Origin of the sequence: Leifsonia sp. PS1209, from assembly GCF_012317045.1 — a bacterium.
Lineage (GTDB): Bacteria > Actinomycetota > Actinomycetes > Actinomycetales > Microbacteriaceae > Leifsonia.
Window position 1 is genome coordinate 2,127,585 of the sequence record NZ_CP051154.1, and the last position, 21,604, is coordinate 2,149,188.

Annotated in this window: 19 protein-coding genes; 8 read left to right on the top strand and 11 right to left on the bottom strand. The window is 68.4% G+C overall.

All coding sequences use genetic code 11. The annotated features are described in order from the left end of the window. Nucleotide 1: 1 nt before the first annotated feature. Together HF024_RS10150 and HF024_RS10155 are read right to left on the bottom strand one after the other, a co-directional pair. Nucleotides 2–790 carry an AMP nucleosidase gene (locus HF024_RS10150; protein ID WP_247597070.1) on the bottom strand — a complete coding sequence of 263 codons (789 nt, stop codon included), beginning with the start codon at nt 788–790 and terminating at the stop codon, nt 2–4. A gap of 17 nt (nt 791–807) precedes the next feature. Further along, complete coding sequence (locus HF024_RS10155) at nt 808–1,536, bottom strand: VIT family protein (RefSeq protein WP_085370622.1); 729 nt, start codon at nt 1,534–1,536, stop codon at nt 808–810. Nucleotides 1,537–1,713: 177 nt separating this feature from the next. On the opposite strand from HF024_RS10155, the gene gdhA reads away from it, so the two are divergent. Continuing rightward, on the top strand, nt 1,714–3,066 hold the full coding sequence (gdhA, locus tag HF024_RS10160; RefSeq protein ID WP_168689479.1) for an NADP-specific glutamate dehydrogenase: 1,353 nt from the start codon (nt 1,714–1,716) through the stop codon (nt 3,064–3,066). Between the two features lie 93 nt (nt 3,067–3,159). Continuing rightward, nucleotides 3,160–3,747: a dihydrofolate reductase family protein gene (locus HF024_RS10165; protein ID WP_168689480.1), complete on the top strand. Its 588-nt coding sequence runs from the start codon at nt 3,160–3,162 to the stop codon at nt 3,745–3,747. 10 nt (nt 3,748–3,757) lie between these two features. Here HF024_RS10165 and HF024_RS10170 read toward each other — a convergent pair whose 3' ends face one another. Beyond that, nucleotides 3,758–5,575, bottom strand: coding sequence for a DEAD/DEAH box helicase (locus tag HF024_RS10170; RefSeq protein WP_168689481.1), 1,818 nt, complete (start codon nt 5,573–5,575; stop codon nt 3,758–3,760). A gap of 138 nt (nt 5,576–5,713) precedes the next feature. Here HF024_RS10170 and HF024_RS10175 point away from each other — a divergent pair, with 138 nt between their 5' ends. Beyond that, nucleotides 5,714–6,496 (top strand): SGNH/GDSL hydrolase family protein, encoded by a 783-nt coding sequence (locus tag HF024_RS10175; RefSeq protein ID WP_168689482.1) that lies wholly within the window; start codon nt 5,714–5,716, stop codon nt 6,494–6,496. Nucleotides 6,497–6,526: 30 nt separating this feature from the next. On the opposite strand, the gene HF024_RS10180 is transcribed toward HF024_RS10175, so the two are convergent. Continuing rightward, nucleotides 6,527–7,768 carry a D-alanyl-D-alanine carboxypeptidase gene (locus HF024_RS10180; RefSeq protein ID WP_247597071.1) on the bottom strand — a complete coding sequence of 414 codons (1,242 nt, stop codon included), beginning with the start codon at nt 7,766–7,768 and terminating at the stop codon, nt 6,527–6,529. A 48-nt stretch (nt 7,769–7,816) separates the two neighbouring features. Beyond that, nucleotides 7,817–8,620, bottom strand: coding sequence for an RNA methyltransferase (locus HF024_RS10185; protein ID WP_168689483.1), 804 nt, complete (start codon nt 8,618–8,620; stop codon nt 7,817–7,819). 121 nt (nt 8,621–8,741) lie between these two features. On the opposite strand from HF024_RS10185, the gene HF024_RS10190 reads away from it, so the two are divergent. Then, entirely contained in the window at nt 8,742–9,587 is an 846-nt protein-coding gene (locus tag HF024_RS10190) for a Sir2 family NAD-dependent protein deacetylase (RefSeq protein ID WP_085370629.1), read from the top strand. Nucleotides 9,588–9,625: 38 nt separating this feature from the next. Continuing rightward, a complete protein-coding gene (locus HF024_RS10195) occupies nt 9,626–10,225 on the top strand; it encodes a histidine phosphatase family protein (RefSeq protein WP_168689485.1) in 600 nt (199 codons plus the stop codon). A 1,824-nt stretch (nt 10,226–12,049) separates the two neighbouring features. On the opposite strand, the gene HF024_RS10205 is transcribed toward HF024_RS10195, so the two are convergent. From HF024_RS10205 to HF024_RS10215, 3 genes are read right to left on the bottom strand one after another with little or no spacing between them, the layout of a single operon-like run. Next, complete coding sequence (locus HF024_RS10205; RefSeq protein ID WP_168689486.1) at nt 12,050–14,101, bottom strand: cell wall-binding repeat-containing protein; 2,052 nt, start codon at nt 14,099–14,101, stop codon at nt 12,050–12,052. 55 nt (nt 14,102–14,156) lie between these two features. After that, nucleotides 14,157–15,248, bottom strand: coding sequence for a glycosyltransferase family 1 protein (locus tag HF024_RS10210; protein ID WP_168689487.1), 1,092 nt, complete (start codon nt 15,246–15,248; stop codon nt 14,157–14,159). Then, a complete protein-coding gene (locus tag HF024_RS10215) occupies nt 15,245–16,159 on the bottom strand; it encodes an alpha/beta hydrolase (RefSeq protein ID WP_168689488.1) in 915 nt (304 codons plus the stop codon). Before HF024_RS10215 ends, HF024_RS10210 begins: the two co-directional genes overlap by 4 nt. Nucleotides 16,160–16,293: 134 nt before the next feature. Between HF024_RS10215 and treS the strand changes: the two genes are divergently transcribed. From treS to HF024_RS10230, 3 genes are all read left to right on the top strand, one after another. After that, nucleotides 16,294–18,003 (top strand): maltose alpha-D-glucosyltransferase, encoded by a 1,710-nt coding sequence (treS, locus tag HF024_RS10220; RefSeq protein ID WP_085370634.1) that lies wholly within the window; start codon nt 16,294–16,296, stop codon nt 18,001–18,003. A 61-nt stretch (nt 18,004–18,064) separates the two neighbouring features. Beyond that, nucleotides 18,065–18,751 carry a 3'-5' exonuclease gene (locus tag HF024_RS10225; RefSeq protein WP_168689489.1) on the top strand — a complete coding sequence of 229 codons (687 nt, stop codon included), beginning with the start codon at nt 18,065–18,067 and terminating at the stop codon, nt 18,749–18,751. A gap of 66 nt (nt 18,752–18,817) precedes the next feature. Continuing rightward, nucleotides 18,818–19,150 (top strand): DUF4190 domain-containing protein, encoded by a 333-nt coding sequence (locus HF024_RS10230; RefSeq protein WP_085370636.1) that lies wholly within the window; start codon nt 18,818–18,820, stop codon nt 19,148–19,150. A 63-nt stretch (nt 19,151–19,213) separates the two neighbouring features. Here HF024_RS10230 and HF024_RS10235 read toward each other — a convergent pair whose 3' ends face one another. The 3 genes from HF024_RS10235 to glgA all read right to left on the bottom strand — a co-directional run bounded on the left by HF024_RS10235 (nt 19,214) and on the right by glgA (nt 21,588). Then, on the bottom strand, nt 19,214–19,465 hold the full coding sequence (locus HF024_RS10235) for a type B 50S ribosomal protein L31 (RefSeq protein ID WP_085370637.1): 252 nt from the start codon (nt 19,463–19,465) through the stop codon (nt 19,214–19,216). A gap of 118 nt (nt 19,466–19,583) precedes the next feature. Next, nucleotides 19,584–20,381, bottom strand: a complete 798-nt coding sequence (locus HF024_RS10240) for an ABC transporter ATP-binding protein (protein WP_168689490.1) — start codon at nt 20,379–20,381, stop codon at nt 19,584–19,586. Nucleotides 20,382–20,403: 22 nt separating this feature from the next. Next, nucleotides 20,404–21,588: a glycogen synthase gene (gene glgA / locus HF024_RS10245; RefSeq protein WP_168689491.1), complete on the bottom strand. Its 1,185-nt coding sequence runs from the start codon at nt 21,586–21,588 to the stop codon at nt 20,404–20,406. Nucleotides 21,589–21,604: the final 16 nt, after the last annotated feature.

Below are 21,604 nucleotides of genomic sequence, written 5' to 3' on the forward strand. Positions count from 1 at the left end.
GCTACTCGTCCTCGAACCGCAGGTGCCGCACGCTGCGGCCGTTGCGCCGCACCAGCCGGAGCGCCTCCACGCCGATCCGGATGTGCCGCTCCACGAACATCCCGGTCACCCCGCGGTCGCTCTCGGCGGTCTTCACGCCTTCGGGGATCATCGGCTGGTCGGACACCAGCAGCAGCGCGCCGCACGGGATGCGGTTGGCGAAGCCGGCGGCGAAGATCGTCGCCGTCTCCATGTCCACCGCCATCACGCGAGTCTCGCGCAGCCTCGCCTTGAACTTCTCGTCGTGCTCCCAGACGCGGCGGTTCGTCGTGTAGACCGTGCCCGTCCAGTAGTCGTGACCGAAGTCGCGGATCGTGGTGGAGACGCCGCGCTGCAGCTGGAAGGCGGGAAGTGCGGGCACCTCGGGCGGGAGGTAGTCGTTCGACGTGCCCTCGCCGCGGATCGCCGCGATGGGGAGGACGAGGTCGCCGAGCTGGTTCTTGCGTTTCACTCCCCCGCACTTGCCGAGGAACAGGGCCGCTTTCGGCTGCACCGCGCTCAGCAGGTCCATCACCGTCGCGGCGTTGGGGCTGCCCATCCCGAAGTTGATGATCGTGATGCCGTCGGCGGTGGCGTTCGGCATCGGCCGGTCGGCGCCGCGCACCTCTGCTCCGTACCATTCCGCGAAGCGCTGCACGTAGTCGCCGAAGTTGGTGAGCAGGATGTGGTCGCCGAAGTCCTCCAGGGCGGTCCCGGTGTAGCGGGGCAGCCAGTTGGCGACGATGTCCCTCTTGTCCTTCAAGCCGGCCATGGCCTCTCCTTCCGCCATCACACCACTCCGCTCGTGCCGAGCAGCGCGCCGATCGCGAACGTCACGATCAGGGCCAGCGCACCGCCGATCACCACCCGCAGCGTCGCCTTGCCGCGCGGGCTCCCTCCGATGTACGCGGCGACATATCCGGTGATCGCGAGCGAGACCAGCACCACCACGAACGTGACCGGGATGCGCACCGCCTCCGGCAGCAGCAGGATGGTCAGCAGCGGCAGCAGGCCGCCGATCGTGAACGCCACGGCGGAGGCGAGCGCGGCGTGCCACGGGCTCACCACGTCGTCCTGGTCGATCCCGAGCTCGGCCGACAGATGGGCGGCGAGCACGTCGTGCTCCGTCAGCTCGATGGCGACCTGCCGCGCCGTCTCCGGCTTCAGCCCTTTGGCCTCGTAGAGCCCGGTCAGCTCCGCGAGCTCCTGCTCCGGCATCTCGGCGAGCTCCCTGCGCTCCTTCGCGATGAGGGCGTGCTCGCTGTCGCGCTGGCTGCTCACCGAGACGTACTCGCCGAGCGCCATCGAGATGGCGCCGCCGACGAGGGCGGCGACACCGGCCGTGAGGATCGGGGCGATGTCCCTCGTCGCACCGGCGACGCCGACCACCACGGCGGCGACGGAGACGATGCCGTCGTTCGCGCCGAGCACTCCGGCGCGCAGCCAGTTGAGCCGCTGCGCCAGACCCTCCCTGTGCGGTTCGTCGGCGTGCTGCCCGTCCACCTGTCGCTCGGTCATGCGCTCAGCCTAGGAAGTCGGAGCCCGCTGTGCCAGCATGCACAGGCTCACCTCACCCCGGCGAGCCGGGCGCGACCGGGCCCGAACCAGCCGCGCACCGGCCGTCGTCACACAGCGGAGAGGGTCAGGTGTCTGAGAGTAGACTCAGAAATCTTGTGCACCATCGAAAGGCCGCGAGTGACTACTGACCTCACAACCCTCCTCGACGACGTTCTGAAGCGGAACGCCGGCGAACCAGAATTCCATCAGGCCGCGAGGGAGGTCTTCGACTCTCTCGGCCCGGTGATCGCCAGGAACCCGCGCTACGCCGAGGCCGCCGTGCTCGAACGGCTCTGCGAGCCGGAGCGCCAGATCATCTTCCGCGTGCCGTGGACGGACGACGCCGGGCGCGTGCAGATCAACCGCGGTTTCCGCGTCGAGTTCAACTCGGCGCTCGGCCCGTTCAAGGGCGGTCTGCGGTTCCACCCGACCGTCACGCTGGGCACGGTCAAGTTCCTCGGCTTCGAGCAGATCTTCAAGAACGCCCTCACCGGCCTGCCCATCGGCGGAGGCAAGGGTGGCAGCGACTTCGACCCCAAGGGCAAGTCGGACGCAGAGGTGATGCGGTTCTGCCAGTCCTTCATGACGGAGCTGTACCGCCACCTCGGCGAGTACACGGATGTGCCCGCCGGAGACATCGGCGTCGGCGGTCGCGAGATCGGCTACCTGTTCGGCCAGTACAAGCGCATCACCAACCGCTACGAGTCCGGCGTCCTCACCGGCAAGGGCATCGGCTGGGGCGGCTCGCTCGTCCGCACGGAGGCCACCGGCTTCGGCGCCGTCGTGTTCGCCGACCGGATGCTGTCCACCCGCGGCCGCTCGTTCGACGGCGCCCGCGTGCTCGTCTCCGGATCGGGCAACGTCGCGATCTACGCCATCCAGAAGGTGCAGCAGCTCGGCGGAACCGTCGTCGCCTGCTCGGACTCCTCCGGCGTCGTCTACGACCGCGACGGCCTCGACCTCGACCTCCTGCGCGAGATCAAGGAGCAGCGCCGCGGACGGCTGAGCGACTACGCCGAGGCGCGCGGCACCGCCTCCGACTACCGCGCGGGCGGCGACATCTGGGCGCTCGCCGCCGAGACGACGATCGACGTCGCCATCCCCTGCGCCACCCAGAACGAGCTCGGCGGCGATGCCGCGACGACGCTCGCGAGCAACGGTGTCGCCGCCGTCGTCGAGGGTGCCAACATGCCGTGCACCCCGGAGGCGGTCAAGGTCCTGACCGCCGCGGGCGTGCTGTTCGCGCCCGGCAAGGCGGCGAACGCGGGCGGCGTCGCCACCTCTGCACTCGAGATGCAGCAGAACGCGTCCCGGGATGCGTGGAGCTTCGAGTACGCCGAGAGCCGTCTGGCCGAGATCATGGTCGGCATCCACGACCGGTGCGCGGAGACCGCCGACGAGTACGGCGCCCCGGGCGACTACGTCCTCGGTGCGAACATCGCCGGGTTCACCCGTGTCGCGGACGCGATGATCGCGATGGGCGTCATCTAGGCGGCACGCGCATCCGGAACTGCCAGACGGGCGGTCGCGCACTGCGGCCGCCCGTTGGCATACTGGGGGCACTCAGACGGAGAGGAGCACCACGTGGGCTCGGTGGTCATGTACGCCTCGGTGTCGACGGACGGCTTCATCGCCGACAGCGACGACCAGCCTGGGCCGCTGTTCGACTGGCTCACCAGCGGGGACGTGCCCCTGGATGAGAGCGGCGTGCTGTTGGTGTCTCGGGCGTCGTACGACTACGTCCGGCCGTACTGGGACAGCATCGCGGTGACGATCGTCGGACGCCACGTCTTCGACCTGACGGACGGCTGGGACGGCCGGCCGCCCAGCGGCGTCGACCACGTGGTCGTCGTGACGCACCGGCCGGCACCGGACGGCTGGGATCCCGCAGCGCCCTTCCACTTCGTCCACGACATCGAGACCGCTGTGGCCACGGCGCAGCGGCTCGCCGGCGATCGCGTCGTCGAGGTGGCCGCCGGGGACGTGGGCGGCCAGGTCTTCGCCGCCGGGCTGGTCGACGAGGTGCGGATGGACGTCGCGCCCGCGGTGTTCGGAACGGGCAAGCGCTATTTCGGCGCGGCCGACGCGCACCGCCTGCTGGACGACCCCGCGGTGATCCAGGGCGACCGCGTGCTCCATCTGCGCTACCGCGTGCGCGGCCCGCTGGACTGAGCGCGACCGGCTACGCGCGTCCGAGCCGCTTGCGCAGGTAGTCGATGCGGGCCTGCAGCTGGGTCACGCTCGCCTGCGCGACGGCGGGGCCGCCGCAGACGCGGCGCAGCTCGGCGTGGATGAGCCCGTGCGGCTCCCCCGTGTTCTTCGAGTACAGCCCGACCAGGCTGTTCAGCAGGCTGCGCTGCTCCTTGAGGTTGCGGTACAGCGGCGCGGGCGGGTGTCCCTCCGCGGACTGCGGGCGGGAGCTGGTGCGGCGCGCCTGCCGCTGCTGCCGCTGCGTGAGCAGTTCGTGCACTTGCTCGGGTTCCAGGATGCCCGGCAGCCCGATGAAGTCGAGCTCCTCGTCGCTGCCAGGAACGGCGAAGCTGCCGAACTCCTGCCCGTCGTAGAGCACCCTGTCGAAGTTGGCCTCGGAACCGAGCGCTTCGAACGAGAACTCGTCCATCAGGCCCTCGGACGCGCGCTCCTGCCGGTTCGCCTCCGCCATCATGGCGTCTTCCGGGTTGAAGAAGTCGCCCTCGGCGTTCTCGTCGGTCGGCCGGTCGAGCGCGTGGTCGCGCTCCAGTTCGAGCGCGTTCGCCAGCGCCATCAGCGTCGGGACGTTCGGCAGGAACACCGACGCCGTTTCGCCGCGACGCCTGGCCCGCACGAAGCGTCCAATCGCCTGCGCGAAGAACAACGGGGTGGATGCGCTGGTCGCGTACACGCCCACGGCCAGCCGCGGCACGTCGACGCCCTCCGACACCATCCGCACCGCGACCATCCACCGGGAGGTGCCTGCGGCGAACGCCGCGATCCTGTCGCTCGCCTCCTTCTCGTCGGAGAGCACGACCGTGACCGGCTCCCCCGAGATCTGTTGCAGCAGGTCGGCGTACGCGCGCGCCGCGTAGTGGTCGGTGGCGATGACAAGGCCGCCGGCATCCGGGATGGCGTTGCGCACCTCGGTGAGGCGCCGGTCCGCAGCGTTCAGCACGGCCGGGATCCACTCGCCGCGCGGATCGAGGGCGGTGCGCCAGGCCTGCGAGGTGATGTCTTTGGTGTTGCCCTCGCCGAGTCGCGCCTCCATCTCGTCGCCGGTCTTGGTGCGCCAGCGCATGTGCCCGGCGTAGACGAGGAAGATCACCGGACGCACGACGCCGTCGGCGAGAGCGCGGCCGTAGCCGTAGTTGTAGTCGGTGAGGGAGGTGCGAATGCCCGCCTTGTCTGGCAGGTAGGTCACGAACGGGATGGGCGCCGTGTCGGAGCGGAACGGCGTACCCGTGAGCGAGAGCCGCCTGGTGGCTCGCTCGAACGCCTCCCGGATGCCGTCTCCCCAGCTGAGCGCATCCCCGCCGTGGTGCACCTCGTCGAGGATGACCAGGGTGCGGTAGTTCTCGGTGATGTCTTTGTGCAGGCTGGGCCGCATCGCGACCTGCGCGTACGTGACGGCGACGCCCTTGAAGTGGCGGGCGTACCGGCCGTCGGAGTTCTTGAACTCGGGGTCGAGGTGCAGGCCGACACGCTCGGCCGCCTCCGCCCACTGCCGCTTCAGATGCTCGGTCGGGGCGACGACGGTGATCCGCTCGACGACGCGCCGTGCGAGCAGTTCGGTGGCGAGACGGAGCGCGAACGTGGTCTTTCCTGCGCCGGGGGTCGCCGCCGCGAGGAAGTCGCGGGGTTCGTTCTCGAAGTACGCGTCGAGGGCCTCGGCTTGCCACGCACGCAGTTTTCCCGCTGTTCCCCAGGCCGCGCGCTCCGGGAAGGAGGGCGACAGGTGTTCAGCAGCGAAGGTTCCGGCGTGCGCACCAGGGCGAAGCGAGGTATCGGGTTCGGTCGGCTGTTCCACTTGGATCAAATCTACCGGCTCCCACCGACACTCGCTCACCGGGCGGAACGGCCCGGGCGTGCCGTCTGCGTGCCTCCTGCGTCCCGTCTGAGTGCGGCCCGAACGTGCGCCCAGGATGCCAAGGTGCAGAATGAAGGTATGTCCGAAGCGCAGCATCCGTGGTCCCGCTACGTCGCCATCGGCGATTCGTTCACGGAAGGGATCGGCGACCCTGAGCCGGGCAGCCCCGGCGGACACCGCGGCTGGGCCGACCGCGTCGCCGAGGTGCTGAGCAGCCAGACCGACGACTTCGCATACGCCAACCTCGCCGTGCGCGGCAAGCTGATCAAGCAGATCCTGGATGAGCAGGTCGCCCCGGCGGTCGCCCTGCGTCCCGACCTGATCACCATCTCCGCCGGCGGCAACGACGTCATCCGGCCCGGCACGGACCCCGACCAGATCGCCGCGCTGTTCGACCAGGCCGTCTCACAGCTCAGCGCCGACGGGGCGACCGTCGTCGTGTTCACCGGTGTCGACGTCGGCTTCTCCCCCGTGTTCCGCGGCATCCGCGGCAAGGTCGCGATCTACAACGAGAACGTGCGCGCCGTCGCGGCCAAGTACGACGCGATCGTGGCCGACCAGTGGTCGCTGACCGAGATCCAGGACCAGCGGATGTGGGCGCCGGACCGCCTGCACCTCGCCCCGCTCGGGCACCACACCGTCGCCCGCATGGTGCTCGCGGCGCTCAACGTCGACAACGACCTGCAGCCGTTGCAGCCGGAGCCGCTGCCGCCGCGCACCTGGCGCCAGGCGCGCTCGGAAGACATCTCCTGGGCGCGCGAATACCTCGTGCCCTGGGTGGTCCGGCGCATCCGCCACCAGTCCTCCGGCGACCACGTCCTCCCCAAGCGTCCGGACGCGGGCCCCTTCCGCCTCCCCTAGCCCCACCGATCGAGCTGAGGCGCGCGCGGGTCAGGCGCCGAGGCCGCCCGGGTGGGCGAGGCGCCAGCCGAGGCCGGGGTCAGGGACGTCCTTCGCGAGCGCGAGCTGGGCGGTCTGGGTCTTGCCGTTGAGGGTGAAGGTCACCTGACCGACGACGTCGCCCTTGCGGCCCGACTGGATGGTGCGCGTCTGCATGTCCACCTGGATGGGCGTGTCCGACCACACGACGAAGCTCTTCGTCGAGGTGGAGACGAGGGCGGATTTCGCTCCCCAGGGGGTCGAGTACGTGCCGTACTGCTGCCCGACGGTCGACGCATCCACTTGGTGGAAGCCGCCCTTCATGCTGACAAGCAGCGCCTTGACGGCCGCCCACAGGTCGTCGTGGGTCGGTGCGCCGAGCACGGCGCCGACCACGCGCACCTTGTTGCTTCCCACGCCGATCTCCGCGGAGAACAGGAGGCAGTTGCCCGCCTCGTCGGTGTTGCCCGTCTTGATCCCGTCGATGCCCTCGAAGCCGAGCAGCGTGTTCGTGTTGTCCTGCGCGCCTGCGCCGGGGAGGGTCGCGGACTTCTGCGACACGATCGAGGAGAGCACGGGGTCGGCGAGCACGAGCTTGCCTATGCCGATCAGGTCTTTCGTGGTGCTGACGCTGCCGGGGTCCAGGCCGTCCGGGCTGGTGAGGCGGGTGCCGGTGAACTTCTTGTCCGCCAGCCACCCGTTCGCCGCTTTCACGAACTTGTCCGTGGAGCCGTACGCCCAGTTGGCCAGCGAGATCGCGTAGTTGTTCGCCGACGGGAGCAGCATCGCGGTGAGCGCCTGCTTCTCGGTCATCGAGGTGCCGGCCACGACCGGCGCCCACGATCCGCCGTCGGCGATCACCCGGTTCCAGATGTCGACGTCCTTTTGGGTGAAGTCGATCGTCGGGCCTTCCGACCCTCCACTGATCGGCTTCGCGTCGAGCACGACGAGCGCGGTGATCGTCTTCGTCACGCTCGCGATCGGCAAGCTCTTGTCGCTGCCGTGGTATTCGGTGGCGCCGTCCACATCCGGTGCGGAGATGGCGCTCGCACCCCATCCCGGCCAAGCCAGCTGGGCCGCCGGCTGCGCGATGCTCTTCTCGTGCTGCACCACGGCGGCGGTCGCAGGCACCGGCCCGAACAGCGAGCCGGACAGGTACATCAGGCTGGCGAGGACGACCCCGACGAGGCTGAAGACGACGATCCGGCGACGGCGGTACACCTGGGGGGACACACGGCGAGGCTGGTCTGACACCCGAGAATTGTATGCGGGGCTACCGAGGCGTCGGCTGAGAACGCGCGGTCAACGCGTCAACGCCCAGAGTGCGACGGCACTCGCCGACGCCACGTTGAGCGAGTCGACCCCGTGCAGCATCGGGATGGTCACCACCGTGTCCGCCGCGGCCAGCGCCCTCCTGCTCAGCCCGTCGCCCTCCGACCCGAGCACGAGCGCCACCCGTTCGGGAGCGTCCGACGCGTACGCCGCGAGCTCGACGGCGTCGTCGGCGAGAGCGAGCGCCGCGATCTCGAACCCGGCGTCGTGCAGGATCGGCGCTGCCTCGTCCCACTCCGGGATGCGCGTCCACGGCACCTGCAGCACCGTGCCCATGCTGACGCGCACGCTCCTGCGGTACAGCGGGTCCGCGCAGCGCGGGCTCACCAGCACGGCGTCGGCGCCGAGGCCGGCGACCGAGCGGAAGATCGCCCCGACGTTCGTGTGGTCGACGATGTCCTCCAGCACCACGACGCGCCGCGCATCCCTGAGCAGGTCGGCGGGATCGGGCAGCACCGGCCGATGCATCGCCGCCAGGGCCCCACGGTGCAGGTGGTAGCCTGTGAGCTCTTCGAGCACGCCGCTCTCTCCGACGAACACCGGCACGTCCGGGTATTCGGCCAGTAGCGGTTCGATGTCTGGTAGCCACTGCTCCTGCAGCAGCACGGAGCGCGGGCGGTGCCCGGCCGCCAGTGCGCGCGTGATCACCTTCGACGACTCCGCGATGTACAGGCCTCCCTCCGGCTCGCTGACGCGGCGCAGGGCCACGTCGGTGAGCCGCGAGTAGTCGGCGAGCCCGTCGGCTGTCAGGTCGGTGATGCGGTGGATGCGCACGGCTGGTGCCTCTCTTCCTGCGCCGGAGAATCGCGGTGCAGCTTACAGATTGCCAGTCGTCGGAAACATTCCGGAAAACTCGCGTGTTTAGACTTCTGACAGAACCGACTGGAGGATGCCTGTGGCAACGGTGACGACGGAGCTCTCTCCCGAACTGGCCAGAGACCTGGACGCGACGGTCGACCTGCTGAGCGGCCGCCGCTTCGCCATGCTCACCGGGGCCGGCGTCTCGACGGACTCCGGCATCCCCGACTACCGCGGCGAGGGCGCTCCGAAGCGCACGCCGATGACGTTCCAGCAGTTCCTCGCCGACGACGGTTTCCGCAAGCGGTACTGGGCGGGCAGCCACCTGGGCTACCGCCGGTTCGCCGCGGCGGCCCCGAACGACGGCCACCGCGCCATCGCGGCGCTCGAGCTCGGCGGCGCGGCCAACGGCGTCATCACCCAGAACGTCGACGGCCTGCACAAGCAGGCGGGCTCCCGCAAGGTGGTCGACCTACACGGCGCGATGGATCGCGTTCTCTGCCTGGTCTGCGGCCAGATCTTCGCCCGTGAGGCCATCGCCGCGCGCATCGAGAAGGCCAACCCGTGGCTGGATGCGGATGGCGCCGTCGAGATCGCCCCGGACGGCGACGCGATCGTCACGGACGTGGATGCGTTCCAGGTTCCGGACTGCACGGTCTGCGGCGGCCGCCTCAAGCCGGACGTGGTGTTCTTCGGCGAGTTCATCCCTGCGGAGAAATACCGGGAAGCGAGCGCGCTCGTCCGCAGCTCGGAGGCGCTGATCATCGCCGGGTCGTCCCTGGCGGTCAACTCGGGCATCCGGTTGCTGGAGGAGGCGAGGCGGCGCAAGCTGCCCATCGTCATCATCAACAGGGGCGACACCAAGGGCGACGGTCGCGCGACCATTAAGCTGAACGCAGGGACGACGGAGACACTCGTCGAACTCGCCGCCAGGCTCACCTAGCCCAGCCGCCTCCGCGTCCTCGCAGTGAAAGGACGCGCGTGACCAGAATCTCCCTTGTTCGCCACGGTCAGACCGACTGGAACCTCGCCAAACGCATCCAGGGGTCGAGCGACATCCCGCTGAACGACACGGGGCGCGAGCAGGCGGAGGCCACGGGCCGCGCGCTCGCCGGCGGCAGCTACGACGCCATCTACGCGAGCCCGCTGAGCCGCGCGAGCGAGACGGCCAGCATCATCGCGTCGCACACCGGTCTGGATGCTCCCCTGCCGCTCCCCGAGGTCGCGGAGCGCAGCTACGGCGACGCGGAGGGCCTCACCGGCGCCGAAATCCTGGCCCGCTGGCCGGAGGGCACGCCCGTGCCCGGCCGCGAATCCCGCGACCAGGTCGTCGAGCGCGCCCTCCCCGCCCTGCTGGAGCTCGGGGAGCGGCACCAGGGCGAGTCCGTCATCGTGGTCAGCCACGGCGGCGTGATCGGCTCCCTGGTGCGCCACGTCACCGATCACGCGCTGCCCGGCCCCGGCGAGGTCATCCCGAACGGCTCCGTGCACGAGTTCGTCTACGAGGACGGCACGCTCACGCTCGACCGCTTCAACCTCCACCCGGAGGACAGGGACCTGTTCACGGCGTCGGTGCTCTGAGCCGCGCTCAGCCCTCCGGTGTCCGAGATTCGGTCGACAGCCACGCAGATTCTGGTGTCGTGGGGGCCCGTACGCCGTGCATCACTGAACTGCCGTGAAGCGAATCGGCATGAGGCGTCCAACTCGATCACCACACCTGGTAGCACCCTGCGTCCGACAAAGGGTGCCTCGATGAAGTGCGCGGCCGAGAAGGTCACTCCCGGCCCTTTGCCCATGGACGCGGACTTCCCAAATGGGTTCAACGCCGAACCACAACCAGTCCACATCTAACTTCTTGGACGTCGGCTGCTGAAAGGCTTCCGGACGTGGAGTACCTTCACGCGTTTGGGCACGCGACTCGAATTGAAGTTTCGAGGACCTGTCGATCGCGCTCGCAGACGGTCCCGCCTATTTCCAAAGAGTTCTTTCTGAACCTCGATTCGGTGTGTAAGTCGGTCCGCCTTCCTCAATTCGAATCCGACGCGGGCGAAGCGAGCAGCCCCACGAGGTGTCCAGCCAGACTTCGACCCACGCGACAGCCAGGCCAGAGGCGACGCAACCATGGCCTGAGTAGCGAAGCAGCCCACGGATAGAAGCACTCCAATTGTCACCTGCAAGGACTCTTCACCCGATTGCGTAGCAACCACGAGACCACCAGGCCCAGTTAAGACGAGGACTGCAACACTTGGCGTCCAACGGAGGACGTTTATGCAGCCCTTCTCGCGGGCATTCGGTACCAAGATAACTATCTCGGCAAGAACCGCGGCTACGAAGATTAACAGGCACCACACGAAGAAGATCGCCACCACTAGTCCAATGGACGCAGAAACCGCCTGTGTAGGCCAAGCCGAGAGTCCGTAATGTGTGGTGATGGCAGCCGTCGCACTGCCGACTGTGAGGACGAACACCAAAGCAAGCCACCCCGCGGCGATCAGAACGTAACGAAGGACCGGGGGACGGCTGCCTGGTGCCTGGTCGACCTTTCTCTCAAGCCGACTTGCTTCTAGAGGAAACGTTTGGCGCACCGAGGCAAGAACCGCTTGTCTTTCTCGGACGAGTTGGTTCCTGGTATCGGCTTGCAAGCTTCGGGAGGCCGCGACGCACGCAAATGCCAAAATCAAACCGCAAGCGAGGACGGCGCACGTCACGAAGCTCACATTCGATCGGATTTGCGCAAGCAACATTAGCCCGAGGTTGAGTGTGACGAAGCCGATGAACTGCGCGAGAGCACGCAGCTGTCGCAGGCTGCGCCGCGCGAGCTCGCTGTCGGAACGTTCAACGCCGAGCGTTGCTATCGCGAGCGCGACGATACAGGACGACAAGACAAGGATTAGATCCCAGACATCGTCGCTACGGATCTGGCGAGCCCAACGCAGCGGCACCTGTGCAGCAGCCGCCCCCAACGACAGGACACCACCTTCCGAAAGAGAACTCCTCGATTCGCCATCGAACGCGCGGGCAAATCCACCGAAGATCCCGATGAGGACAGCTAGTAGATTCAGAAGTATCGCGTCAAGAGCAAGGGTGATCCGTAGGATGCCCCAAAATTGCCGCAGAGCTCCCGTCGCCCTGATCGCATGCTGCGCACTTTGGCCTCTCATGGCTTACGCAGGTCCGCGGCACGCTCTCGCCTAACCTCACGTTCGAAGCATTGAACTATTAGCGTCAACTCGTTGAAATACTTCACGCTAACGCAGGATACATGCTCAAAACGAGTTCGTCTCCGCCGAATCTCACGAGTTCGTCTACGAGGACGGCACGCTCACGCTCGACCGCTTCAACCTCCACCCGGAGGACAGGGACCTGTTCACGGCGTCGGTACTCTGAGCCGCGCTCAGCCCTCCGCTACATCCCTCCGCACGGCGTGAGCCCCTCGACCGCCGTTGTCAGGACGGTCGGGCCACCGATCAGGGTGACGGTACGGACGCCGAGGCGGCCCATGTCGGCCAGCACGCCAGTCGGCACGCAGCTGCCGGGAGCGAGGAACAGCGGCGAGGACGTCTTGCCTGCCCAGCTGCTCGCCGCGAGGGCATCCGGGTAGCCGAAGCCGGTGGCGATGATCGCCGTGGATGCGGTGGGGTACGTGGTCACGTTGACCGCCTCCGCCGTGGAGTACCTGTCCGATCCGGCGAGACGGCTGACCGCGAAGCCGCTCTGCGTCAGCGAGTACTCGACGCCGCTCGAGATCACCGACGTTCCGCCGACCAGTTCGACCTTCGTCGCCCCGAGCGACCTCAGCAGCGCCGTCGTCGCCGCGTCAGCGGAGTCCGCAGCGCCGTTGACGAGCAGCACGGGAGCGCCCTTCGACCCCGCAGCCCCTCCGGCCGACAGCGCATCCGGGAAGTTCAGCCCGGAGGCCAGGTACACGGTGGTCGCGGACGAGAACGCCCCCGTCACCACGGAGCGCGAGGTGGAGAAGCGGTCGTCGCCCGCTGCGCGGCTCACCGTCGCCGACGGCGCCGCCGAGCGCAGCTGGCTCAGCACGTGGTCGGAGACGGATGCTGCGCCACCGGCGACCACGATCTTCGCCGGCTTGAGCCGTGCAACCTCCGCCGCGACATCCGGCGTGAGCCCGGTCGGCGGTGTGAGCAGCAGCGGGCCGCCGCGCTTCACCGCTGCCGGTCCTGCCGCCAGCGCATCCGGATAGTTCAGGCCGGAGGCGACGTAGACGACCGGCGCCGTGCCGGGGAACGCCTTCTTCGAGACGGCCACCGAGGTCGCGAAGCGGTCGCTGCCCGCCACCCGGTCGGTGGTGATCTTCCGCACCACGGACACGAGCGTGTTGCCCGAGTTCGCACCGGAGACGTACACGGACCCTGTCGCCTGGTTCACGGCGAGACCGGCGGGCGTCGGCACGGGGACATAGCCGACCACCGTCTTCGACGCGGTGGTGACCGCGAGCACCGCGTTCGCGGTTCCGCCCTCGAACGGCTGCGAGACGGCGACGTAGAGCGTGCCGGCCGTCTGGTCGACCTGGAGCGCCTCCGCCTGGGCGGGAAGGCCGATGGTCGCGGTCACGGCCGAGCCCCCGCGGGGCACGATCGCCAGCTCGTACGCGGACGAGAACGCCGACGTGCGACGGGAGACGTACACGGTGCCGGTGGACGGGTCGACCGTCGTGACGTGCGCGATCCCCGTCAGCGGCACGGTGCGTGTCACCGTGTTCGTCGCCGTGCTGAGCGAGAACAGCGTGGAGTCCGTCGGCGACGACGTCACCGCGTACACGACGCCGCCAGCGGGGTCGATGGCGATCCCGGCCGGTTGCTGCTGTGTGGCCGGGAGCGCGACCGGCGTCGGCGTGACAGCCGTACCGCCGACCGCGGTGGCGATCTGCGCGGCGGTCAGCACCAGGAAGGATGGCGTCTGAGCTGCGCCCACCTGCCGGTCCCCGACGACGTAGACCGAGCCCGTCGCGGTGTCGACGGCGATCCCGCTGTCCCCGCTGGAACCGATCAGATGCACAGCGCCGAGCTGGATGGTCGCCACCTGCGTCAGGCTCGTGGTGCTGAACACCGCGAGCGAGGTGGTCCCGGCGTTCAGGTCCTCGACCGTGACGTAGACGAGGTGCCGCGCCTCGTCGATGGCGACCCCCAGCGGGATGACCGGCAGAGGCAGCGTCTTCGTCAGAGAGCCGTCGGTGAGGTCGAGCACGGAGAGGTCGCTGTGCGCGCGTTCCGTCACCAGCGCGAACAGGGTGTTCGTGCCCTGGTCGACCGCCATGGTGGGGATGGTCGCCATCCCGTCGCCACCACCGGGAACCACAGGGATCGTGTTCACCACCCCGTACAGGTCCTGGCTCGCGTTCGCGGGCAGCGCCCCCAACACGGCTCCCGCCATCGCGGTCACCGCCACGATCCCGACGGCAGCGGCCGTCCTCCCCCAGCGTCGCATCGACATTCCCCGTCCCCCTCATTCGAAGTGTGCACCACTGCACATCGACGCGATTATGACATCAATCGAGCTTTCGTTTCGCCCTTGCAGCCGCCGCGGTGAGCACCGTGAGAAGATGTTCAGACGACGCGTCCCAGGTGAAGCGCTCCGCTTCGCGTTTCGACGCGGCCGATCGGGCGGCCCAGACGCCCTCCTCCTCCAGGTGCCGGATGCGCGCGGCGGCCTGCTCGGCGGAGTCCGGTTCGAAGAACAGCGCGGCCTCTCCCCCGATCTCCCGGAAGATCGGGATGTCGCTGACCACCACGGGCGTGCCGAGGGTCATCGCCTCGACCAGCGGGATGCCGAACCCCTCGTCGTGCGACGCCGACACCAGGGCCGTCGCCGCAGCGACCGTGTCCGCATACTCCTCGTCGCTCGCCCCGTTGTGGAACACGATCCGCGCCTCCGGGGCGACAGCGGCCAGCCTGGCACGCTCCGCGTCGCTCACCCTGCTCATCAGGTGCAGCTCGTAGTCGGGAAGCAGCGCTGCGGCGCGCACGAGCGTCTCGACGTTCTTGTACGGCATGAACGAGCCCATGTAGACCAGCGATTTCGTCTCCGGGCTGGTACGGGATGCGCGGACAGGGTCGAGCTCCGGCATGTCGGCCGCGTTCGGCACCACGTGCACGGGCCGCCTGGTCAGCTTGTGCTCGGCGATCAGCTGCTTGGTGGTCTGCGAGACCGTCACCACCGCATCCGACCGGTTGAGCAGCAGCCGCTGCGGCCACCAGGCCAGGTGGTACAGCCGCCAGAGCAACCGGATGGGCGCTGGCAGATCGCGCGGTGGCGTGCGGTTTCGGTAGTAGATGAGGTCGTGCACAGTGAGCACCAGCCGGTAGCGGCGGCCCCAGCCGCCCATCGTCTGCATCGGCGTGAACACCACGTCCGGCTTCAGCCGGTTGACCTGCTTGGCCACCCACGGCTCTCCCGCGCTGGTCGGAGAACCGATCAGCTCCCACGGCAGGTTCGGCAGCATCTCCAGCTGGCGGTGGTCGCTGATCAGCATGGTGACGGGGTGGCGTTTCGCCAGGGCTCCGACGAGCCCGGCCGTGTAGCGGCTGATCCCGTCGTGGCGGCCGATTCTGGTGTAACGGCAGTCGAACACGATCTTCATGCCAGGAAGTCCTCGATCGCTCTGGCGGCCTCTGCCGGGGTCTCGTAGTGGATGAGGTGGCCGACGCCGGGGATGACGACGAGCCGCGCATCCGGGAACAGCTTCTGCAGCCGGTACTGGGCGGAGATGGGCGTGATGTCGTCCTTCTGCGCCGCCACCAGCAGCGTCCGCTCCGGGATGCGCGCCGCGTACTCGCTGACGTCGTGCGACACCGAGGCGGTGAACGCGTCGAGCACCACATCCCTGTCGCTGAACGCGCTGAAGTAGCGGTCGTGCTGGTCGTGGATCCAGCGCCGAAGCGATCTGTCCTTGGTCTTCGCCATCGTCACGCTCATCACGCGCACGATCGCGCGGTTGCGCAGCAGGCCGAAGCCGAGGCCACGGGGCAGCGCAGCAGCGAGCCAGTAGTAGAAGATCGCGAGGCGCGTCATGATGCCGCGCGGTCCTTCGAGCGCCGGCTGGCCGATCGGGTTGACCAGGACGACGTCGTTCGGGTGCAGCGCATCCGGTGCCGCCTCGTCCGCCAGGGCCGCCGACACCACGATGGAACCGAACGAGTGGCCGAGCAGCACGAACCTGCCGTCGATCCCGAGCGACCCGGCGAACGCCCGCAGCCAGCGCGCATACCCGTCGATGTCGTGCTTCGCCTGCGTCAGAGGGGTGGATGCTCCGAAGCCCGGCAGATCGGGTGAGATCATCCGCACGCCGGGCAGCTGGGCGACCACCGGCTCCAGGCCGTGGTGGTCGCCGCGGAAGCCGTGGACCAGCACGAGCGTCGTCGGCGCCGACGGGTCTCCGTAGTCCCAGTACCGGGTGGTGCCGCCGAGGATCGACACCTCGGCCGTGCGCACCGGTAGACGGTCGAGCGCGTCGGCGTATGGTGAAGCAGTATGTGCGGAGGAAGGGCTCATCGCAGACCAGTCTAGGCAGCGCGGATGCCACCCCCGGCAATGTGCTCGCAGGACTGGACACGGCACTATCGCGACCACCTAGACTCGACTGGTTGTAATCGCTTGCAGTCGGCCACCGTGCCGGAAGGAGAACCGTGAGTTTCACTGCGCCCATCACGCTGCCCGGGCTCACCCTCGACCCGCAGTGGTACCGCCGGTCGGTGTTCTACGAGGTCATGGTGCGGTCGTTCGTCGACAGCAACGGAGACGGGTCCGGTGACCTCGCCGGGCTCACCTCGAAACTCGACTACCTGCAGTGGCTCGGCATCGACGCGCTCTGGCTCCCGCCGTTCTTCCAGTCGCCGCTGCGCGACGGTGGATACGACGTGTCGGACTTCCGCGCGATCCTCCCCGAGTTCGGCACGATCGACGAGTTCCGCGACCTCGTGACCAAGGCCCACGAGCGCAACATGCGCATCATCATCGACCTGCCGATGAACCACACGTCCGACCAGCACGAGTGGTTCCAGCAGTCCCGCTCCGACCCGGAGGGGCCGTACGGCGACTTCTACGTCTGGAACGACACCGACGACAAGTGGCCGGACATCCGCATCATCTTCGTCGACACCGAGGACTCCAACTGGGCGTTCGACGAGGCGCGCCGCCAGTACTACTTCCACCGCTTCTTCTCGCACCAGCCCGACCTCAACTTCGAGAACCCGGCCGTGCACGAGGCGATGTTCGACATCGTCCGGTTCTGGCTCGACCTCGGCGTCGACGGCTTCCGGCTGGATGCGATCCCCTACCTCTACGAGTCCGACGAGGGCAACGGCGAGGGCGAGCCGAAGACGCACGACTTCATCAAGAAGCTGCGCGAGATGGTCGACCGCGAGTACCCGGGCCGCATGATGGTCGCCGAGGCGAACCAGTGGCCGCGCGAGGTCGCCGCGTTCTTCGGAACGGAGGAGGAGCCGGAGTGCCACATGGCGTTCGACTTCCCCGTCATGCCGCGCATCTTCTATGCGCTGCGCTCGCAGCAGTCCGCCGAGCTGGTGAGGGTGCTGTCCGAGACGCTCGACGTGCCGGACGGCTCCGCCTGGGGCGTCTTCCTCCGCAACCACGACGAACTGACGCTCGAGATGGTCAGCGAGGAGTACCGGCAGGCCATGTACGGCTGGTATGCGTACGACCCACGGATGCGCGCCAACATCGGCATCCGGCGCCGCCTCGCTCCCCTGCTCGACAACTCGCGCGCCGAGCTCGAACTGGCGCACGCCCTGCTGTTCTCCCTCCCAGGCAGCCCGTTCCTCTACTACGGCGACGAAATCGGGATGGGCGACAACATCTGGCTGCCCGACCGCGACAGCTCCCGCACGCCGATGCAGTGGACGCCGGACCGCAACGCCGGCTTCTCCACCGCAGACCCCGGCAAGCTCTTCCTGCCCGTCGTCCAGTCGCTGGTGTACCACTACAACCAGGTGAACGTGGAGGCCCAGCTCGCCCAGTCGCGCTCGCTGCTGCACTGGATCCGCAACGTGATCCACGTGCGGAAGGCGCATCCGGTGTTCGGGCTCGGCACGATCCGGGTGCTGCAGACCAACCACGAGTCCGTGCTGGCGTTCGTGCGCTCGTACGAGGGCAGCGGTTCGCACTTCGGCGACCAGCCGGAGGACGTGCTGTGCGTGTTCTCGTTCGCGCACAACCCGGTGTCGGTCTCGCTGGAGGCGCCGGAGTTCGCCGGAGCGACGCTGTACGACCTGTTCGGCGGCGCGGAGTTCCCGACCGTCGCGGAGGACGGCCGGTTCACGCTGACGCTCGGCACGCAGAACTTCTACTGGCTGCACATCGAGCCCCGCCACAGCTGAGCATCCTGGCGAGGGCCGTGTCGGTCCCTGGCCTGACGGTGGTCGCTCATACGCTGAATCCATGAGTACGTGGCATCAGGAATTGGGCGTCTTCGATCTGGAGACCACCGGCATCGATGTGGAGACGGCGCGCATCGTCACAGCGCACGTCGGACTCCTCGACCACACCGGCACGATCGTGCAGCGCCAGGACTGGCTCGTCGACCCCGGCGTGGAGATCCCGGCCGGCGCCACGGCCGTACACGGCATCACCACCGAGCACGCCTCCACCAACGGGATGCCCGCCGCCGTCGCGACCGCCCAGATCGTGGATGCGCTGCGGGAGCTCTTCAGCCGCGGCATCCCGGTGGTGGCGTACAACGCGCCGTACGACTTCACCCTGCTCGACCGCGAGGCGCGTCGTCACGGCGTCTCCCCGCTCGTCTCCCCCGGCCCCATCGTCGACCCGCTCGTGATCGACAAGGCGGTCGACAAGTACCGCAGGGGCAAGCGCACCCTCGAGGTCACGGCCACGTACTACGGCGTCGACCTGACCGACGCCCACGACGCGGGAGCCGACGCCATCGCCGCCGGACGGGTCGCCCAGGCGCTCGCCCGCGTGCACACCGAGGCGCTCGCCTTCGAGGCCGCCGAGCTGCACCGGATGCAGGTGGACTGGTGCCGCGAGCAGGCCGCAGACTTCCAGGAGTACATGCGCCGCGTGCGCGACCCCGGCTTCACGACCTCTGGAGCCTGGCCACTCCGCTGAGGTCCATGCCTCTACATGTATTTCTGTCGGTTGGCTTAGAATCTGCTGATTGGTACCATAACGGGTATGAGCGATTCAAACCTCAACCCGCAGCCACTTCCTCCTGAGCAGCAGCCGCAGAGCCAGCAGCCATACCAGCAGCCGTACCAGGGCGCTCCGGCCGCCCGCGGCTACAACACGATGGCGATCGTCGGCTTCATCCTGGCGTTCTTCGTCAACATCGTCGGCATCATCCTCGGCTTCGTCGCCCTCTCGCAGATCAAGCGCACCGGTGAGCAGGGCCGTGGCCTCGCCATCGCGGCGATCATCATCGGCTTCGCCGAGATCATCCTCGGCATCATCTTCTTCGTGATCCTCGTCGCGGTCGTCGCGGCGAACCCCAACACGTACACCTACTGATCCACCGACCAGAACGACGAAGGCCCCGACCGTAACGGTCGGGGCCTTCCTCGTTGGCGTGAGTTACTTGCCGAAGTTCTTGTAGCGCGAGTTGAACTTCTCGACGCGACCGGCGGAGTCCATGATGCGCTGCTTGCCCGTGTAGAACGGGTGCGACTCGGACGAGATCTCGACGTCGATCACCGGGTAAACGGTGCCGTCTTCCCACTCGATCGTCTTCTCGCTCGTGACGGTCGAACGGGTGAGGAACACCGCACCCGAGGCCAGGTCGCGGAAAACCACCGGAGCGTAGTCGGGGTGGATGTCAGTCTTCATCAGGACTTCCTTGTTGCGTAGTGAATTGTCGGTTGTGGCCTGAGCATCGAAGGAATGCATCGAGCCCAGCGCGGAAAGTAGGTCGGCTGGTGGGCCAGCTATCGAGTTTAGCAGATGTTCAGTCAGCGGAGCCGCGACGCGCACGAACGCTGTAGCGTCCGTCCAGTTCGGTCAGCTCCACGTCCACGCCGAACGTCTCACCGAGACGCTCCGCCGTGATGACCTCGTCGAGCGTGCCCTGCGCGGCCACGCCCCCGTTGGCCAGCAGGAGTGCCCTGTTGAAGCCGAGCGGAATCTCCTCGACGTGGTGGGTGACCATCACGATCGCCGGAGAGCTCGGGTCGCTCGCGTATCCGCCGAGCAGCTGCAGCAGCTCCTCGCGACCGCCGAGGTCGAGGCTGGCCGCCGGCTCGTCGAGCAGCAGGATCTCGGGGTCGGTCATCACCGACCGCGCGATCTGCACGCGCTTCTGCTCTCCGTCGCTCAGGCTGCCGAAAGTGCGCTCCGCGAGGTGGTCGAGGTTCCACTCGCCGAGGACGCGGCGGGCGCGCCTCTCGTCGATCTCCTCGTACTCCTCGTTCCAGCGACCGGTCACGGCGTACGCGGCGGTCATCACCACGTCGAGCACCGTCTCCGTGCGCGGGATGCGCCGGGCGAGCGCGCTCGACGCGAAGCCGAGGCGCGGGCGCAGCTCCGACAGGTCGCTGTGACCGATCGGCTCGCCGAGCACTTCCGCCTCACCGGAGGTGGGGTGCAGCGCGGCGGCGGCGATCTGCAGCAGCGTCGTCTTGCCTGCGCCGTTCGGGCCGAGGACGACCCACCGTTCGTCGGGCTCCACCGTCCAGTTCACCGAATCGAGAACCGCATTCCCGTCGCGGACGACGGACACATCGTGAAGCTGAAGAACGCTGGACATACCCTCTAGCCTAGCGGCGCGATCAGGCCAGGACGGACCGGTACAGCTCCCGTGTCTGCTCCGCGATGGAGGCCCAGCTGAACGCCGTTTCGGCCCGCAGCCGGCCGGCGCTGCCCATCAGAGCCGCACGCTCCGGGTCGCCGACCACCTCGGTCAGCGCCGCTGCCAGGTCGGCGACGAACGCATCCGGATCGGTGGGCGTCCCCGTGCCGTCCGTGGCCTGCTCGATGGGCACCAGCCGTCCCGTCACGCCGTCCACGATCACCTCGGGGATGCCTCCCGTCGCCGTGCCGACCACCGGCAGCCCGCAGGCCATCGCCTCGAGGTTCACGATGCCGAGCGGCTCGTAGATGGACGGGCAGACGAACACGGTGGACGCGGTCAGCGCCACCCGCAGCTCCTCCTGTGACAGCAGCCTGTCGATCCAGACCACGCCGTCGCGCTCCGCCTGCAGCTGCTCGACGCCCCTGCTGACCTCCGCCATGATCTCCGGCGTGTCCGGCGCTCCAGCGCAGAGGATGACCTGCACCTCCTTCGGCAGCATCCGGGCGGCGCGCAGCAGGTACGGCAGGCCCTTCTGCCTGGTGATCCTGCCGACGAAGATCACGGCGGGACGGTCGGGATCGATGCCGAGCGCTCTCGCCCGGTCGTCGTCGTCGAGCGGCTGCCAGCGGTCGAGGTCGATGCCGTTGTAGATCACGGTCACCCGCTCGGGGTCGAGCGCGGGGTATGCGGCCAGGATGTCGCGGCGCATCCCCTCGCTCACCGCGATCACGCGGTCCGCGGCCTCGAACGCCGTCTTCTCCGCCCAGCTCGACACGCGGTATCCGCCGCCGAGCTGCTCGGCCTTCCAGGGCCGCAGCGGCTCCAGGCTGTGCGCGGTGACGATGTGCGGGATGCCGTGCAGCAGCTTCGCGAGGTGGCCGCCGCTGTTCGCGTACCAGGTGTGCGAGTGCACCAGGTCGGCTCCCCCGCAGTCCTGCGCCATCTGCAGGTCGACGCCGAGTGTGCTGATCGCGGCATTCGCGCCGGCGAGTTCATGCGGCACGCGGTATGCGTGCACGTCCTCTTCGGTGCGCGGCTCGCCGAAACAGCGCACCTGCACCTCCGTGTCCGTGCGCAACGCCCGGACGAGTTCGGTGACGTGCACACCGGCTCCGCCATAGATGTCCGGCGGGTATTCCCGGGTCAGAAGATCAACGCGCATGTCGTGAACGCTAGTA

Excerpts from the sequence above, each read along its gene's own strand:
- HF024_RS10150 (WP_247597070.1), bottom strand. The coding sequence starts at position 790 with ATGGCCGGCTTGAAGGACAAGAGGGACATCGTCGCCAACTGGCTGCCC.
- HF024_RS10155 (WP_085370622.1), bottom strand. The coding sequence starts at position 1,536 with ATGACCGAGCGACAGGTGGACGGGCAGCACGCCGACGAACCGCACAGG.
- HF024_RS10175 (WP_168689482.1), top strand. The coding sequence starts at position 5,714 with ATGTCCGAAGCGCAGCATCCGTGGTCCCGCTACGTCGCCATCGGCGAT.
- HF024_RS10205 (WP_168689486.1), bottom strand. The coding sequence starts at position 14,101 with ATGTCGATGCGACGCTGGGGGAGGACGGCCGCTGCCGTCGGGATCGTG.
- HF024_RS10210 (WP_168689487.1), bottom strand. The coding sequence starts at position 15,248 with ATGAAGATCGTGTTCGACTGCCGTTACACCAGAATCGGCCGCCACGAC.
- HF024_RS10215 (WP_168689488.1), bottom strand. The coding sequence starts at position 16,159 with ATGAGCCCTTCCTCCGCACATACTGCTTCACCATACGCCGACGCGCTC.
- HF024_RS10225 (WP_168689489.1), top strand. The coding sequence starts at position 18,065 with ATGAGTACGTGGCATCAGGAATTGGGCGTCTTCGATCTGGAGACCACC.
- HF024_RS10230 (WP_085370636.1), top strand. The coding sequence starts at position 18,818 with ATGAGCGATTCAAACCTCAACCCGCAGCCACTTCCTCCTGAGCAGCAG.
- HF024_RS10235 (WP_085370637.1), bottom strand. The coding sequence starts at position 19,465 with ATGAAGACTGACATCCACCCCGACTACGCTCCGGTGGTTTTCCGCGAC.
- HF024_RS10240 (WP_168689490.1), bottom strand. The coding sequence starts at position 20,381 with ATGTCCAGCGTTCTTCAGCTTCACGATGTGTCCGTCGTCCGCGACGGG.
- glgA (WP_168689491.1), bottom strand. The coding sequence starts at position 21,588 with ATGCGCGTTGATCTTCTGACCCGGGAATACCCGCCGGACATCTATGGC.